Origin of the sequence: Rhodococcus sp. SG20037 (genome assembly GCF_031763325.1) — a bacterium.
Taxonomy (GTDB): domain Bacteria; phylum Actinomycetota; class Actinomycetes; order Mycobacteriales; family Mycobacteriaceae; genus Rhodococcus_F; species Rhodococcus_F qingshengii.
Genome location: NZ_CP134497.1, coordinates 5,803,610 through 5,819,550, shown reverse-complemented (window position 1 = coordinate 5,819,550; position 15,941 = coordinate 5,803,610). Strand labels below are relative to the sequence as shown.

At 62.1% G+C, this 15,941-nt stretch carries 10 protein-coding genes; 6 read left to right on the top strand and 4 right to left on the bottom strand.

The features are described 5' to 3' along the window. The first annotated feature begins 4 nt into the window (after positions 1-4). From RHP72_RS26915 to RHP72_RS26895, 5 genes are all read left to right on the top strand, one after another. Entirely contained in the window at positions 5-1,075 is a 1,071-nt protein-coding gene (locus RHP72_RS26915) for an AAA family ATPase (protein WP_031330719.1), read from the top strand. After that, entirely contained in the window at positions 1,072-3,258 is a 2,187-nt protein-coding gene (locus tag RHP72_RS26910) for a DUF5682 family protein (protein ID WP_311094037.1), read from the top strand. The genes RHP72_RS26915 and RHP72_RS26910 overlap by 4 nt, the downstream gene beginning before the upstream one ends. Further along, complete coding sequence (locus RHP72_RS26905) at positions 3,255-4,418, top strand: VWA domain-containing protein (RefSeq protein WP_165638418.1); 1,164 nt, start codon at positions 3,255-3,257, stop codon at positions 4,416-4,418. The genes RHP72_RS26910 and RHP72_RS26905 overlap by 4 nt, the downstream gene beginning before the upstream one ends. Before the next feature lie 42 nt (positions 4,419-4,460). After that, positions 4,461-6,083: an MFS transporter gene (locus RHP72_RS26900; protein ID WP_042446444.1), complete on the top strand. Its 1,623-nt coding sequence runs from the start codon at positions 4,461-4,463 to the stop codon at positions 6,081-6,083. A gap of 237 nt (positions 6,084-6,320) precedes the next feature. Beyond that, positions 6,321-8,648, top strand: coding sequence for a bifunctional diguanylate cyclase/phosphodiesterase (locus tag RHP72_RS26895; RefSeq protein WP_007730571.1), 2,328 nt, complete (start codon positions 6,321-6,323; stop codon positions 8,646-8,648). 1 nt (position 8,649) lies between these two features. On the opposite strand, the gene RHP72_RS26890 is transcribed toward RHP72_RS26895, so the two are convergent. Together RHP72_RS26890 and RHP72_RS26885 are read right to left on the bottom strand one after the other, a co-directional pair. Continuing rightward, the gene (locus RHP72_RS26890; RefSeq protein ID WP_232329937.1) at positions 8,650-9,774 is read right to left on the bottom strand and encodes a GGDEF domain-containing protein; all 1,125 of its coding nucleotides are present in this window, start codon (positions 9,772-9,774) and stop codon (positions 8,650-8,652) included. 121 nt (positions 9,775-9,895) lie between these two features. Next, positions 9,896-11,335 (bottom strand): amino acid permease, encoded by a 1,440-nt coding sequence (locus tag RHP72_RS26885; RefSeq protein ID WP_054826907.1) that lies wholly within the window; start codon positions 11,333-11,335, stop codon positions 9,896-9,898. 178 nt (positions 11,336-11,513) lie between these two features. Between RHP72_RS26885 and RHP72_RS26880 the strand changes: the two genes are divergently transcribed. Further along, positions 11,514-13,046, top strand: a complete 1,533-nt coding sequence (locus RHP72_RS26880; RefSeq protein ID WP_378396864.1) for a PucR family transcriptional regulator — start codon at positions 11,514-11,516, stop codon at positions 13,044-13,046. On the opposite strand, the gene RHP72_RS26875 is transcribed toward RHP72_RS26880, so the two are convergent. Next, the gene (locus RHP72_RS26875) at positions 13,022-14,458 is read right to left on the bottom strand and encodes an aldehyde dehydrogenase family protein (RefSeq protein WP_311094035.1); all 1,437 of its coding nucleotides are present in this window, start codon (positions 14,456-14,458) and stop codon (positions 13,022-13,024) included. The two genes, RHP72_RS26880 and RHP72_RS26875, sit on opposite strands and share 25 nt — an antisense overlap. Next, positions 14,455-15,828 (bottom strand): 4-aminobutyrate--2-oxoglutarate transaminase, encoded by a 1,374-nt coding sequence (gabT, locus tag RHP72_RS26870; protein ID WP_311094034.1) that lies wholly within the window; start codon positions 15,826-15,828, stop codon positions 14,455-14,457. The genes RHP72_RS26875 and gabT overlap by 4 nt, the downstream gene beginning before the upstream one ends. Between the last annotated feature and the right edge of the window lie 113 nt (positions 15,829-15,941).

The window sequence follows — 15,941 nt, the reverse complement described above, 5'->3', positions numbered from 1 at the left end:
GCTGATGCGGCCCCACGCAGAGCAGGAGTACGCGCTCGAACTCGAAGCACTGGCCGCGCAGGACACCCGTCCGCGTCCACCGTCGTGGAACTTGTCGCCCTGGGCCGTGGTGACGTATCTGTTGGGTGGCACTCTCGACGACGGAACAGTCATTTCACCGAAGTACGTCGGTCCACGGCGGTTGATGGAAGTGGCCGTCGCAACTCTTGCCACCGACCGGGCGCTACTGCTGTTGGGGGTTCCCGGTACGGCCAAGACCTGGGTCTCCGAACACCTTTCGGCCGCAATCTCGGGTGCGTCGACGCTCCTGGTTCAAGGCACGTCGGGTACGCCCGAGGAAGCTATCCGCTACGGCTGGAACTACGCACGTCTTCTCTCCGAGGGGCCGACCGCCGGTGCGCTGGTGCCTTCTCCCGTGATGACGGCGATGGAAACCGGGAAGATCGCCCGCGTCGAAGAGTTGACGCGTATTCCGGCCGACGTGCAGGACGCCCTCATCACCATTCTCTCCGAGAAGACGTTGCCGGTGCCGGAGCTGGGCATCGAGGTGCAGGCAGCCAAGGGCTTCAACCTGATCGCTACCGCCAACGATCGCGATCGCGGTGTCAACGACCTGTCGTCCGCACTGCGTCGACGGTTCAATACCGTAGTCCTCCCTTTGCCGGCCAGCGAGGAAGACGAGGTGGCCATCGTGGCACGTCGAGTCGAACAGCTGGGCGCAGCACTGGAATTGCCGACAACCCCCGCAGCAGCCGAGGAAATTCGCCGGGTCGTCACCGTGTTCCGGGAACTGCGATCAGGCACGACCACCGACGGCCGCACCAAGTTGAAGTCCCCGTCCGGAACTCTGTCGACGGCGGAGGCGATCTCGGTGGTCACCAACGGTTTGGCGTTGTCTGCGCATTTCGGGGACGGCGTACTGCGGGCATCCGACGTCGCTGCCGGAATCCTGGGCTCGGTGATCAAGGATCCGGTCGCAGACAAGGTGGTGTGGAACGAGTACCTCGAGGCAGTAGTGCGTGAACGCGGCGAGTGGTCCGACTTCTACCGGGCGTGCCGCGAGGTCACCGGGTGACCATCGTGATTCCGGACCTGCGTGTCCGGGTCTTCGGTATCCGTCACCACGGCCCGGGATCTGCTCGTTCGGTTCGGCAGGGCCTGGAAGAGTTCTCGCCTGACGTCGTCCTGATAGAAGGGCCTTCGGACGCAGACCCGTTGGTGATGCTGGCGGCGTCGGAATCGATGGAACCACCGATTGCGTTGCTCGCGTACGCCACTGGCGAACCGTCGAAGGCGGCATTCTGGCCGTTTGCGGTGTTCTCACCCGAATGGCAAGCGCTGCAGTGGGCTGCGAAGAACGGTGTGCAGGCACGGTTCTGCGATCTGCCCGCCTTCAACGTGTTGGCGGATCAGGGGATTCGTACTGTCCGCGAGGGCGATCCTCTGTCGGAACTGGCCGCGGCCGCGGGTTTCGACGATACCGAACGCTGGTGGGATTCGGTGATCGAATCTAGCTCGGGCGCAGATTCTTTCGATGCGATCACCGAGGCGATGGAGGCGCTGCGTGAGACAGTGCCGATCGACGAGGAGACAGCGCATCGCGAAGCGTATATGCGTCAGGTGCTGCGAAAGACGTTGAAAGATGGCGCTGAGCGGGTAGCGGTCGTCTGCGGAGCCTGGCACGCGCCGGCGTTGGTCGGAGCCTTGGGGCCGGCGGCACCCGATGCTCGCATCCTCAAAGGAATGTCCAAGGTCAAGACCTCGCTGACGTGGGTTCCCTGGACTCACTCACGCCTGGCGTCGGCATCGGGTTACGGCGCCGGAATCACCTCGCCGGGTTGGTATCACCACCTGTTCACCGCGAACGACAAGACGATCACGCGGTGGCTCACCAAAGTTGCGCGGGTGCTCAGGGACGAGGACCTTCCGATCTCGAGTGCTCACGTCATCGAAGCTGTCCGTTTGGCAGATACGTTGGCGGCACTGCGTTCTCGACCCTTGGCGGGATTGTCGGAGGTCACCGAGGCAACGAGGTCGGTGATGTGCGACGGGAACGACGTTCTTCTGGATCTGATCACGCGAAGATTGGTTGTGGGCGAAGCGCTGGGCGCGGTGCCCGAGGAAACGCCGACAGTCCCACTCGAAGCAGACCTGCGCGCACGCTCGAAGACCTTGCGGCTCAGACAACAAGCGGGAGCAAAGACTCTCGATCTGGACCTGCGACGCGATATCGACGTCGAGCGTTCCCAGTTCCTGCACCGACTGGGGATCCTCGAGATCGATTGGGGGACCCCGGCCGACAGTGAGGTCCGTTCCACCGGAACGTTCCGGGAAACTTGGGCGCTGCAATGGAAGCCCGAATTCTCGGTCTCGGTGATCGAGGCGTCGCTGTGGGGCACGACGGTGGCTGCAGCGGCAACATCACGTGTCGTCTCGAAGATCAACGAGCCGGACATCTCTCTCGCGTCACTGATCGGACTACTGGAGAACTCGCTCCTGGCGAACCTGCCGGCAGCGTTGTCCGCTGTGCTGGAAAGTGTGAAAACGGTTGCGGCACTGGATCATGACGTGACGCACCTGATGGCGGCGCTGCCCACGCTGACGCGAACGCTGCGGTACGGCGATGTGCGCGGAACCGACGTGTCGGCATTGGTCGACGTCGCCGACAGCCTGTTGATCCGCATTTGCACCGGCCTCGCAGTCGCCGTCACGGGCCTGGACGATCCCAGTGCCGAGGAGTTTCGCGAACACCTCGACAAGGTTCACTCGGCAGTCATGGTTCGTGACGATCGCGATGCGAGCGCGCGGTGGCTGCAGGCCATGGCCGGCGTGATCGACCGTGACGACGTCAACGGATTACTCGTCGGCCGGATGGTGCGGCTACTGCGCGACAGCGGTTCGATCACGGAAACCGCTGCAGCCCAGCGCTTGTCTCGGGCCCTGTCCGTGGGAAGCACGCCGACAGCCAAAGCCGGGTGGGTCGACGGGTTTCTCGGTGGAGGAGGGCTTGTGCTCGTTCACGATCGAGCGTTGCTCACGCTGATCGACACGTGGGTTCGCCAACTTCGTGAGCAGGACTTCATCGACACGCTTCCACTGCTTCGACGTACGTTCGGAGCGTTCGAGGCGGGGGAGCGTCGAGCGATCGGTCAGGCGGTCAGAGGTGGACGACGCGTCGAAACGACAGTGGAGACCGATGCTCGACGCGGCAGAGCGGCAATGGCGGTCGTTGCGGACATCTTGGGGGTGGGCGCATGAGCGACGACGATCAGCGCCTTCGACGCTGGAGACTGATGCTCGGGGAATCCGCCGAAGAATCGACGGGTGGGCTGGGCCAACCGGGCGAGCGTCGAATGGATGCAGCTCTTGCCGCACTCTACGATTCGTCCGGCCCGACCAAGGGGCGACGCCGCTCAGCCGGATTGGGGGCGTCGGCTCCGTCCGTCGCCAGATGGCTCGGCGATATCCGGACGTACTTTCCCAGCACGGTGGTGCAGGTGATGCAGAAGGACGCGATCGACCGACTGGGTTTGGCGCAGTTGCTGCTCGAACCGGAACTGCTCGATGCCGTCGAGCCCGATGTGCATCTGGTCGGGACGCTGCTGAGCCTCAACCAGGTCATGCCGGAGGCCAGCAAGGCCACTGCTCGAATGGTCGTCGGCAAGGTGGTTCGGGAAGTCGAAGAGCGAATCGCGCAGAAAACGAAGGCCGCAGTGACCGGGGCACTCAATCGTTCGGCCAGAACGTCGAATCCGAAGTTGCGTGACATCGACTGGGACCGAACCATCCGAGCAAATCTGTCGCACTACCTTCCGGAGTATCGAACCGTCGTCCCCGAGCGGCTCGTCGGATACGGCCGTAAGTCGAAATCCGTGCAGCGCGACGTAGTCCTGGCGATCGACCAATCGGGTTCGATGGCGTCCAGCGTCGTCTACGCATCCGTGTTCGGCGCGGTGTTGGCGTCGATGCAGGCGCTGAAGACTTCGCTCGTGGTTTTCGACACTGCCGTCGTCGACCTGACGGACAAACTGTCCGACCCAGTCGACGTCCTTTTCGGGACCCAACTTGGTGGGGGCACGGACATCAACCGCGCAATCGCGTACAGCCAGTCACTGATCTCGCGTCCTGCCGAGTCGATGTTCGTTCTGATCTCGGACCTCTACGAGGGCGGTATTCGCAACGAGATGTTGCGCCGGATGGCCGCCATCAAGAACTCCGGCGTTCAAGTCGTGGTTCTACTGGCACTCTCGGACGACGGGGCACCGTCGTTCGATCACGACAATGCAGCGTCGCTGAGTGCCCTCGGGATTCCCGCGTTTGCGTGCACGCCGGACAAGTTTCCGGAACTGCTGGCGGTGGCTCTGGAACGCGGGGACGTGTCGGCTTGGGCGGATCAGCTCAGCCTCGAACAGCACTGACCGGTCTGCTTCGAGAACCTGAACACCGGGTACACCCGCACGATGGGTGACGGACAGGTTGCTGGTTCGACGACGCAGGCGGGTTCAGGACTGGTTCTCACGGTGTTGGCATCCAGCCAATTCCTGATGACGTTGGACAGTTCGGTCATGAACGTTTCGATGGCAACCGTCGCCGAGGACGTCGGCACGAGCATCACCGGCATTCAAACCGCGATCACGCTGTACACCCTGGTCATGGCGACGCTGATGATCACGGGCAGCAAGCTGGGGTCGATGATGGGTCGTCGCCGGGCCTTCGCGCTCGGCTTGATCATCTACGGCGCAGGTTCTCTGACAACGGCGCTCGCTCCCAATCTTGCGGTCCTGCTGATCGGATGGTCGTTCCTCGAAGGCGTCGGTGCGGCACTCATCATGCCCGCGATCGTCGCGCTCGTCGCCACCAACTTTCCGGCTCAGAAGCGCCCGGCTGCCTACGGTCTGGTCGCTGCCGCCGGCGCGATGGCCGTGGCGGTCGGGCCGCTGATCGGCGGCGCCGCGACGACATTTGCGTCATGGCGTTACGTGTTCGTCGGCGAAGTCGTGATCGTTGTCCTGATCTTGCTGGTGCTCAGCAAGGTGGTCGACGTCCCACCGTCGAAGTCGCGCCTCGACTACGTCGGATCGATCTTGTCCGTGGTGGGACTGGGCATGATCGTCTTCGGTGTACTGCGCTCGAGCGAGTGGGGTTGGGTGCAGGCCAAACCCGACGGACCGCAGTTGGTCGGGCTTTCCCCGGTGGTGTGGCTGCTGATCGCCGGGCTCCTGGTCGTGTACGGATTCCTGCGCTGGGAGGGACGCCTGGCCGCTGCGGGGAAGGAGCCGTTGCTTGATCCGGCGATGCTGCGAAACCGCGAGCTCAGTGGCGGACTTTCCATGTTCTTCGCGCAGTTTCTGGTCCAGGCGGGCGTGTTCTTCGCGGTCCCGTTGTTCTTGTCCGTAGTTCTGGAGCTCAGTGCCCTGGAGACGGGAGTTCGCATCCTGCCGTTGTCGGCGGCGCTCGTCGTGGCGGCGATCGGTATTCCGAAGCTACGGCCTACCGCGAACCCGCGACGCGTGGTCCGAGTCGGATTGTTGGTCATGGTCGTCGGCATTCTGATGCTCGTTGCAGGCATGGACCCCGGCGCCAATGCGGCGATCGTGATGATTCCCATGCTGTTCATGGGTTTCGGCTTGGGGTGCCTGTCTTCGCAGCTCGGAGCCGTCACGGTGTCCTCGGTCCCGGACGAGCGCAGCACCGAGGTCGGCGGGTTGCAGAACACCGCCACCAACCTCGGCGCTTCCTTGGGAACTGCCCTGATCGGATCGGTTCTCATTGCCACTCTCACGACGTCGGCGATCGCCGGAATCGAAGACAATCCGGCGGTTCCGACATCGGTGCAGCAGCAAGCGAGCACCGACATGGCCTCGGGCGTGCCGTTCCTGTCGACGACCCAACTCCGATCCGCTCTCGATGACGCCGGCGTCGCCGAGTCCACGGCGGATGCGATCGTGGACGTGAACGAAGAAGCCAGGCTGGACGCGTTGCGTGTCGCTTTTGCCGTGGCAGCGCTGCTCGCGATCGCCGCGTTGTTCCCGACCGCTCGAATCCCCCGCGTCGCGGTCGGCGACAAACGTGGTTCGAGCTAAGAATCAGCAATCGCGGATCGACCTGGACGATCGACGGAACGACCTCTGGATATAGTGATCTGCGCACAATCGATTCGTCAGATGGCTACCGTTGTGAAGGAAACAAGCAGCGGGTCTGAAACACTGACGTTTCACCGGATAAGGGTTCGGTGGGGAGCCAGGGGAGGTTCGGATGGCCAGGCGAGCGGATTCGACGCCCGCTGATGGCGCCTGCGCAGATGTCGGGATGCCTCGCTGATGAGCCGTCCGAGTCGATTGGGCAGGCAAGATCCTGCTTCGGAGGCCGACTGCAACAGCCTGTTTCGCCGTCAGATAGACGAAGCTGCAGCCGTCGCGCCGTTCGCCAATCTTGCGTACATGGCGAGTTTGGTCGTGATTCTGACCTACACCGTCCCGCCCGGACGTCAGACGCTCAGGTGGTTGGGTGGCGCCCTCATCTTTCTCGTCCTCGCGAATTCGATCCGAGTATGGATTCCCCTTCGCTGGCGGCCGTCGAAGCACACCCCGCGCTACGACTACGTGGGTCTGCTCGTCGAAGTGATCGTGGTCGCGACCCTCGACGTCACACTTTTCGCTCTGCTCTTTCACGACATGGACGTCTTCCGCGACTTGGTTCTGATCGCGACGATGGCCGGGATCATGGGCGCCGGGACCGTGACGTTCTCGAGTCTGAGATCGGTGAGCCTGACCTGGATCTACATTCACGGCCTCGGCGTCTTCACTGTTCTCGTCGTCCACGCCGAACCCCACTTTCGCATACTTGCGATTCAGTTGTGCATCTACATGTTTGCGCTCACCGTAGGGGCGGTCTATCTGTCGGCCTCTTTCCAGAGACGTTGTCTCGCAGAGTTTCAGGCGGAATCCGAGCGTCAGACTGTGGCGTTGTTGCTCGACGGTTTCGAGGGCGGTTCCCGCGACTGGCTGTGGGAGTGCGACACCAACGGCCGGTTCTCCCACACCTCGGCACGTCTCGCCGAGGTCGCAGGTATGACGGTGGACGAGTTGCAGCAACTCACCTTCGGACAACTCCTCACCAGACTCCAGATCGCATCGAGTCCGGAGGGGCGTGCGGCCGCGGCCCAGATGATCGACAAACTCGAATCGAGTGCTCCCTTCCGGGACACTGTCGTGCCGGTGCATGTCGACGGTAGGCGACGCTGGTGGTCTCTTTCCGGCAATCCACGGGTCCTCGAATCCGGCGTGATTCTGGGTTGGCGCGGTGTCGGTTCCGACATCACGGAGAGGTATGTCCACGAGCAGGAGATCCTTCGCCTTGCGGCCACCGACTCGTTGACCGGGTTACCGAACCGTCGTGCGTTCGGAGTGGCGCTCGAGGAAGCGATCGATTCCCGCGTGCCGGAGAAGCAGGTTCTCGTCGGGATTCTCGACCTCGACAACTTCAAATCGGTGAACGACACCCTTGGCCATCCGATCGGGGACCAATTACTTCTCGAAGTCACGAAACGCCTTCGCGACGTGATCGGTTCGGACATGTGCTCGCGGATGGGCGGTGACGAATTCGGGCTGATCGTCTGCACCTCTTCGCGCGACGATCCCGGTGTGATCTTCGATCGGTACCTGGAAGTGCTGCACGAACCATTCTTCGTCGAAGGCAATCGGATCGAAGTGCGGGCCACGATCGGTTACTCGAGCGCGCCCGAGGATTCGACGGACGCCGACGGATTGGTGATGCTGGCGGATCTGGCTCTGTACGAGGCGAAGTCGACGGGACGCAATCGAGTGGGTAAGTTCTCACCGCTGCTGCGGGCGAGGGCATCGGCGCGGGCGACGGCGTTGCACGAGCTGGACAGAGGGATCGAGGAAGGGCAGTTCGATCTCCATTACCAGCCTCAGGTCGACACTCAGACCGGTGAAGTGGTGGCCTTCGAGGCTCTTCTTCGGTGGAACCATCCCAGCCGCGGCCTCATCGGGCCCAGCCAGTTCATCTCGGTGGCGGAGGAAACCGGAATGATCATTCCCCTCGGCGCGCAGGCAATGGCGATGGCGACCGCCGCTGCTGCGGGGTGGCCGACCGGAATTGGCGTCTCGGTCAACGTTTCACCAGTGCAGTTGGTGTCGCGAGAGTTCGGTGCGATGGTGAAGAAAGCGCTGACGGATTCGGGCTTGCCTCCGCAACTGCTGCAGCTCGAAATCACCGAGACAGGTGTTGTGGACGATCGCGCGATCCGGGATCTCTACAAGCTGCGTGAGCTCGGGGTCACCGTCGCACTCGACGATTTCGGCACCGGCTATTCGTCCTTTGCCACGCTCCAGAGACTTCCAATCGACGTTCTCAAGATCGATCGCATGCTGGTCACCGACTCGGACGATCCGAAGATGTCCGTGGTGAAGTCCATTGTCGAATTGGCCGCGGCCCTCGGTATGAAATCGTTGGCCGAGGGCGTGGAGACCATCGAGCAGTTCCGCCGCGTCCAGTGGGTCGGGTGTGACCTGGTCCAGGGTTACCACATCAGCAAGGCTCTGACCGCTGAGCGCGTCGATGTGTATCTTGCCGCGACGGACACGGAAACTGGGCGCAGCGTCCACCCACTTACGTGGCTGTGAATCAGATCTGAGCCGAGCGGATCGTATTACCGCCTGCCGCTTTCGCTTGATACATCATCGAATCCGCGACATTTGTCGCCGCCAGGATTGCGGAAGCACCGCCGCTCCACGCCTTCGATTCGGCGGTCATCATCACCGCTCCGACGCTCACCGTTGTGGGGATCGCGTCGGAACAATCCGACAGCGCCGCGTTTATCCCTTCGATCAACAGGGTTGTCGATTCGGGATTGCCGGCGATGACGGCCAGGTATTCTTCCCCGCCGGTTCGAGCGATGACTCCGCGTTCGCCGAGATGTGTGCTCAATCGGTTCGCGGTTCTCCTGATGACATGATCGCCTTCGGCATGACCGTGAAGATCATTCACCGTTTTGAATTTGTCGATATCGACGACGATGAAGGCGAGAGATGAAGAATCGTCTCGGGCGCTCTCGAAGAGATCGCCGACTGCCCCTTCCAGCCCCCGACGGTTGAACAGTCCAGTGAGGGGATCCCGGTCCGAATACTGGGCATCGCGGTAGAGAGTGCGCCAAGTCAGGTGCGCAAAAATGGGAACGAGTGTGACAGCCCCGAAAAGAACGGTGCCGCGGGCCAGAAGCGTCGTGATATCGACGTCGCCTTCCATATATGCAAGAACGAAAACGGTAGTCGTGACGGTCGTCGACCAAACGACATGAGCGACAAGCCACTTTGCGCTGACAAAAAGCGTCGCAAAGGTTCCGGTGACCGCGAAGACGATGCAACCGAACGTCCCGGACGAGCGATCCGGCACCAGGAGGACGGCAGCCGCGATCCCGAGATCTGCGAATATTCCGAATGCAAGCAACCCCCGGCGTCCGGGAAACGGTTGTGTGAACCAGCATGCGGCGATTCCCACACACGTACAGATCATGAAAATCGAAAGAGCTTTGCCGGGGGTGGTCGGCGGCGTATCCGGACCGATCAATTTGTAGAAAGCGGACAGTCCGAAGATGATCGTCATCATTCCGAGCAAGGTTCGGAAGATCGGAATGATTGCCCGGCCGGATCTCTGGTGCTTTATCCACTCGTAGTCGTGTGGTTCGTTGAACCATTCGTGAAGTGTTCGCCAAGAACTGTGCCCCTCGGAGGCGATGACAGGGCTCGGCATGCTGTCCATTTTGCCTTGAATTTAGGTAAAGAGAAAATCTATGTTCGACCGCTTCCATTGGATCGGCTCTTTTCGGGGAAGAGGTTCAATTATCGAGTCGAGCGCTTACTCGATGCTTGTTTCAAGCCTTCTTCGAATTGCTGTGTGCGTTGTTCGAGGCGGTCGCGAACGATCCGACTTTTCGCGTACGAGACTTTCTCACGCCGTAAGCGGCGAGGATGACCCCCAGCGCGACCAGGCTTTGGACGAATTCCGCGCGCGTGGGTTCGTTGAGACCCATTCCCACCAGGATCACGAGAATCAGACCAGTGACCACTATCGGCAGGCCGGGATACAACCAGACACGGAATTTCAGAATCTCGGGGCTTTCGCGTTCCCATCGGCGTCGGAGGCGTAGTTCGGATACACAGATCAGGATGTAAACGAACAAGCAGATTGCGCCCGACGAATTCACGAGGAACAAGAAAATCGTATCCGGCCAGATGTAGCCGGCCGCGATACAGAAGTACCCGGCCACGGTGCAGGCGAGTACGCCCTTCACCGGCACGCCGCGGCTGTTGGTCCGTGTCATCCAGGCCGGCGCGTCGTTGTAGACGGAGAGTGCGAAGAGCATCCGTGACGCCGTGTACAGGCCGGAATTGAGGCAGGACAGCACCGCGACCAGAACCACGAGATTGAGAATGTCGGCGGCGCCGGGAATTCCGAGCAGGTCGAGTGCGGAGATGAACGGAGAATCGCCGACGACGAACGAATCCCACGGCAGCATCGTCACGAGGAGGAAGGTGGCGACAACGAAGAAGGCGAGAATGCGGAAGACGACCGTGTTCGTGGCCCGCCTGATCGCTCCGGCGGGTTCGGCGGATTCCGCTGCGGCGATCGTGACAAGCTCGGCTCCGGTCATGGAGAAGATCACGGCGACAACGCCCACCAGTACGGGGGTGAAGCCGTTCGGCAGAAATCCTCCGTGGCCGGTCAGATTGCTGAAATCGACTTCACTGCCGGGCCAGATGCCGAAGACGAACAGACTGCCGAGCACGATGAAGCCGATGATGACGGCGACCTTGATACCCGCAAACCAGTACTCGGCCTCGCCGAAGTTGCTGACGGAGAGAAGATTGACCCCGGTCATCACCAACAGGAGTACCGCTGACATGAGCCAGAGCGGGACACCATGGATCCACCGGGAGAGCAAGGTTGCTCCGACGACGGATTCGATGCCGACGACGATCACCCAGAAATACCAGTAGAGCCAGCCAGTGGTGAAACCCGCCCAGTCGCCCAACGCCATGCGGGCGTATTCGGTGAACGATCCCGTACACGGCTTGGCCACGGCCATTTCGCCGAGCATGCGCATCACCAGGAACACGATGATGCCGCAGATCGCGCACGTGATGACTGCGCCGGGGCCGGCCTGGTTGATGATTCCGCTCAGCCCGACGAAGAAACCGGCGCCGATGACGCCGCCCATGGAAAGCATGGTCAGGTGGCGCTTCTTCAAGCCTGTTTTGAGTGTCGAATGAACGCTGGCGGCTTCGGCTGTTTCGGTGCTGCTGTCGGGCATCTGGGCTCAGCTCCTATTGCATGACGCGATCAGTTCTTTCGGAGAGACGCTAAGCTCATCGTGTGATCCAGAACATGGACTTGATGTACAAATCTGAACTTGAAACTGTCAGTTCTGTCCACTGCCCATTTATCCACTGCCTTTCTATTCACTGCCTTCGGAGGTTCCGGTAATGCCGATGACTGTCCGACGGCTGGCTGCCACCACCTCGCTCGGTCTCACGATCGTTGCCGGTCACGACGACGTGGATCTGTCGATCAGCTGGGCGCACGCAATCGAATTGCAGGATCCGACCCGTTGGCTCGCCGGTGGAGAGCTTGTCATGACGACGGGGCTGCATCTACCGCGTTCGGCGACAAAGCAATACGAGTACGTCGAGCGAATCGCGCAGACTGGTGCGGTGGCACTGGCGTTCGACACCGGCACCGTCCACGAGAGGGTGCCGGACGCGATCATCAAGGCCGGCGACGAACTGGGTTTTGCCGTGCTTTCCGTCGCCAAGGAGACGCCGTTCATCGCCATTTCGCGGGCCGTGATCGACGAACTGACTGCCGACCAGATACGAACGGTGCAGGCGGTGGTCGACGCGCAGGAGAAGTTGGCGCGTGCCCTGCTCGACGGGGTGCCGGCTCTGATCACTGCCCTGGGTCGAGCCGTTCACGCAGCAGTCTGTGTTCTCGATCGGGACGGCGCGGTGCTGGCTCTGACGGAAGGTGCGAGTTCGTCTCTGCCCGAACGCATCAGGGAGCGATCAGGTAAGGAGCGCAGCCGGATCGTGGTGGACGACGACGGCCACCTGGCCATTCACCGCCTTGCTGTGAGCGGCACGCTGGCCGTGGCGTCCGAGGCCGCCTTGGATCAGTCCGAGCGATTGTTGGTGGGCCACACGGTGTCGCTGTTGACCATCGAGCTTGCCAAGCCGTTGCGGGTTGTCGATGCCGAACAGCGGCTGAGGTTGGCCGTTACGACGATGGTGCGCCAGGCCGGCGGTGACGTCGACGAAAGTCTGTTGCGGTACTTCGGATTCGAATCCGAAACCACGGTGGTGGCAACCGCCTTGACCGATGTCGGACCTTTGCTTGCGGCCACCGACATCACTTCAGCGGCCCTGGAAGAAGAGTCGGTGCCGTACCTGTTGGCCCCGCTGACTGACGGAACCGGTGTGTGGTTCGTCGTGAAAAGTGAAGTTGCGGAGAAGGTCACGCGCAGTGTGTATGCGAGAGTACGGGAGAATTCACGCCGGAGTATCAACGGTGGAATCGGTGGCGTCCGGCCGATTAGCGGTGTTGCGGCCAGTCTGCGCGAGGCCGTCTCTGCTGCCAAAGTGGGGCAGGTCGAAGGACACACACTCGTTCCGTTCTCGGAACTCGGGACTTTCAGTCTCTTGTTGAGTGTGCAGTCGAGCGATGTTCTGCAGTCGATCGCGGCCAGCGGTCTCGGTGTGCTGGAAGGCTACGACGCCGAGAACGGTTCCCGTCTGGTGGACTCGATCGAAGCGTTCCTGCACCACAATGGTCAATGGGAATCCGCTGCAGCGCAATTGGGTGTTCACCGGCACACGCTGCGTAACCGCATGGACAAGGCTGCCGAGTTGATCGGGAGAGATCTCGATTCCGCCCACACCCGGTCCGAGTTGTGGATCGCACTCAAAGCTCGTGAACTGCTGCAGGCGGAATCGAATTCAGATCACGCTCGGCCGCCCCTGAGATAGACGGTGGTGGTGTGAGTGAAGAACTCTCGCGCCGCGTCGCCTTGTTCCTTGGGTCCGTATCCACTCCTCTTCGCGCCACCGAAAGGTACGTGGGGATCAGCGCCCGCCGATTCCGAATTCACGTGCAGGATCCCCACGTCCAGATCGTCGATACCGGCCAGTGCACTGGTCAGGTCTTGCGTGAACAATGCTGCGGACAAACCGAATTCGCCCTCGTTCGCCAAGCGGAATGCGTCTGCGGTTGTTGCTGCCCGCTGCACCGCCAGTACCGGGCCGAAGAGTTCCTCGAACCACAGTTCGGTGCTCGACGGTAGTTCCAGCACTGTCGGTTGGACGTAGTAGCCCGACTGCGGCGCTTCGGCGGTGGCCACAACCCTGGCGCCGCCGTCGACGGCTCGATTGATCCCCTCGATGATCGACTGCTGCGCGTATGCGCTGACCACGGGACCTGTCGTGACGTCGGGATCGAGTGGATCTCCGACTCTCAGTTGCTTGACTTCAACGGTCAGCCTGGCCAGGAATTCCTCGGCGATGGATTCATGGAGCACCAGACGTGAAGTGGCCGTGCATTTCTGGCCGGTTGACCGAAATGCGCCCAGCATGACCTGCTCGACCGCAAGCTCGAGATCTGCGTCGGCAAGTACGACGGCTGCGTTCTTTCCACCCATTTCCGCCTGTACCGGAACTCCGCGCGCCGCAGCAGATCCCGCGATCTTTCGGCCGACGCCGGTGGAACCGGTGAAGGTGACGGCGTCGAGGTCCGGGTGATCGACCAGCGCTTCACCGGCCGCGCTGTCGGCGAGGATCATGTTCAGGACTCCGTCGGGTAGGCCCGCTTCGGTCAGTGCCTGCGCGAGACGGAAGGCCAGAAGGGGCACCGCGGCAGCCGGTTTCCAGACGACGGTGTTTCCGTACACCAAGGCAGGCGCAATCTTCCATGCCGGGATCGCGATCGGGAAGTTGAACGGCGTGACGACGCCTACCACGCCGAGAGGTTTGCGAGTGATGAGAATCTGCTCGCTGCTACGTGGGGAGGAATACACCGTTCCGGTCTCGCGGTCGGCGGCGTTGCCGTAGTAACGCAGAATCTGCGCTGCGCGGCGCACCTCTCCGATACCCTCGGCCAGCGTTTTCCCTTCTTCGCGGGTGAGTTCTTCGCCCCAGGCCTCAGCGTTGGAGTCTATGATTTCCGCTGCGCGAGTGAGGTATGCGCCGCGTGCGGACATCGGCAGGCGGGCCCAGTCGTTCGCGGCGATGCGGGCGACGCGAACACCGGTCGCCATTTCGGAGGCACCGGCGCGGCCTCCGGTGGCGACAACCTCGTCGGGACGGGCCGGGTTGGTGTCCGTCAGTGTGCCGTCGCTGCCCGTGACCCAAGCTCCGCCGATCAAGCTGCGCACTGCGACGCTCATCGGACTGCGGCCACAGCGTCGCGAAGAATGCCGAGTCCTTCGGTCAGCAACTCGTCGGAGATGCTCAGCGGCGGGAGGAAACGGACGACGTTTCCATAGGTGCCGGCGGTGAGCAGAAGGAGACCGTGCGCGTGGGCGTAGCTGACGATCTGGGCGACGGCCTCGCGATTCGGAGCCTTGTCCTCGTCGTGGACGAGTTCGATTGCAATCATGGCGCCGCGTCCACGAATGTCGCCGATTATGTCTGTGTCCGAAGCGATTTCGGACAAACCTGTGGTCAGAATGTCGCCGATGTCCTTGGCGCGGTCGAGGAGCCCTTCCATCTCGATCGTCTCGAAAACTGCCAGGGCGGCCTCGCAGGCAACGGGATTGCCGCTGTACGTACCGCCGATACCACCGGGATGCGCGGCGTCCATGACGTCGGCACGGCCGGTCACGGCGGCGAGTGGCATTCCGCCGGCGAGACCTTTTGCGGTTGTGATGATGTCGGGGACGAAGTCCTCACTCTCGCTGGCGAACCAGGCTCCGGTTCGTGCGATACCGGTCTGGACCTCGTCCGCGACGACGAGAATGCCGCGCTCACGGCAGAATTCCGAGATTCGCTTCAGGAATCCCGGAGCGGGAACGATGAAACCGCCCTCACCCTGAATCGGTTCCACGACCACAGCGGCTACCGATCCGGCGCCGATCTGAGTGTCGATCGCAAGACGGAACTGGGCGAATGCTTCGTCGGCCGCGTTTTCGGGGCCGCTCGGCCAACGGTAGGGGTATGCCATCGGAACCCGGTAGACCTCTGGTGCGAACGGGCCGAATGTGGCCTTGTACGGCTGGTTCTTGGCTGTCATCGTCATGGTCATCAACGTGCGACCGTGGAATGCGTGGTCGAAGACGACAACTGCCGGGCGACCGGTGGCGGCACGTGCGTATTTCACGGCGTTCTCGAGCGCTTCGCTGCCGGTGTTGAACAGCGCTGTTCGCTTCTCGTGATCTCCCGGGGTCAGGCGGTTGAGCGCTTCGCAGACCTCGAGGTACCCCTCGTAGGGGTTTGCGAGGAAACACGTATGGGTGAACTGACCGAGCTGGCGCGTGGTGCGTTCGACCACGCGCGGCGCACTGTTTCCGACGGTGGTCACGGCGATGCCGCTGCCGAAGTCGATGAACGAGTTGTCGTCGACGTCGACGACAACTCCTCCGCCCGCTGCGGCAACGTAAATGCTGGATCCGCTGGTCAGCCCGGCCGGCAGTGCGGCGCTCCGGCGCTTTGCCAAAGCGCGCGAGTTGGGGCCGGGCACTTCGGTGACGAGGCGTCGTATCTGGGGAAGGGTCGGTCCACCGATGCACGTTTCCGTGCCGTGCTCGAGAATGGTCATCGCAGTGCCTCCAGTCGTTTTCCGAACTGTAGGACGGCGATGAATGATCCGGACATGGCCGGATTGTCGAGTGGCTTCTATCTCATAGGACGCCGCGTCCAGCAGGTTGTCCA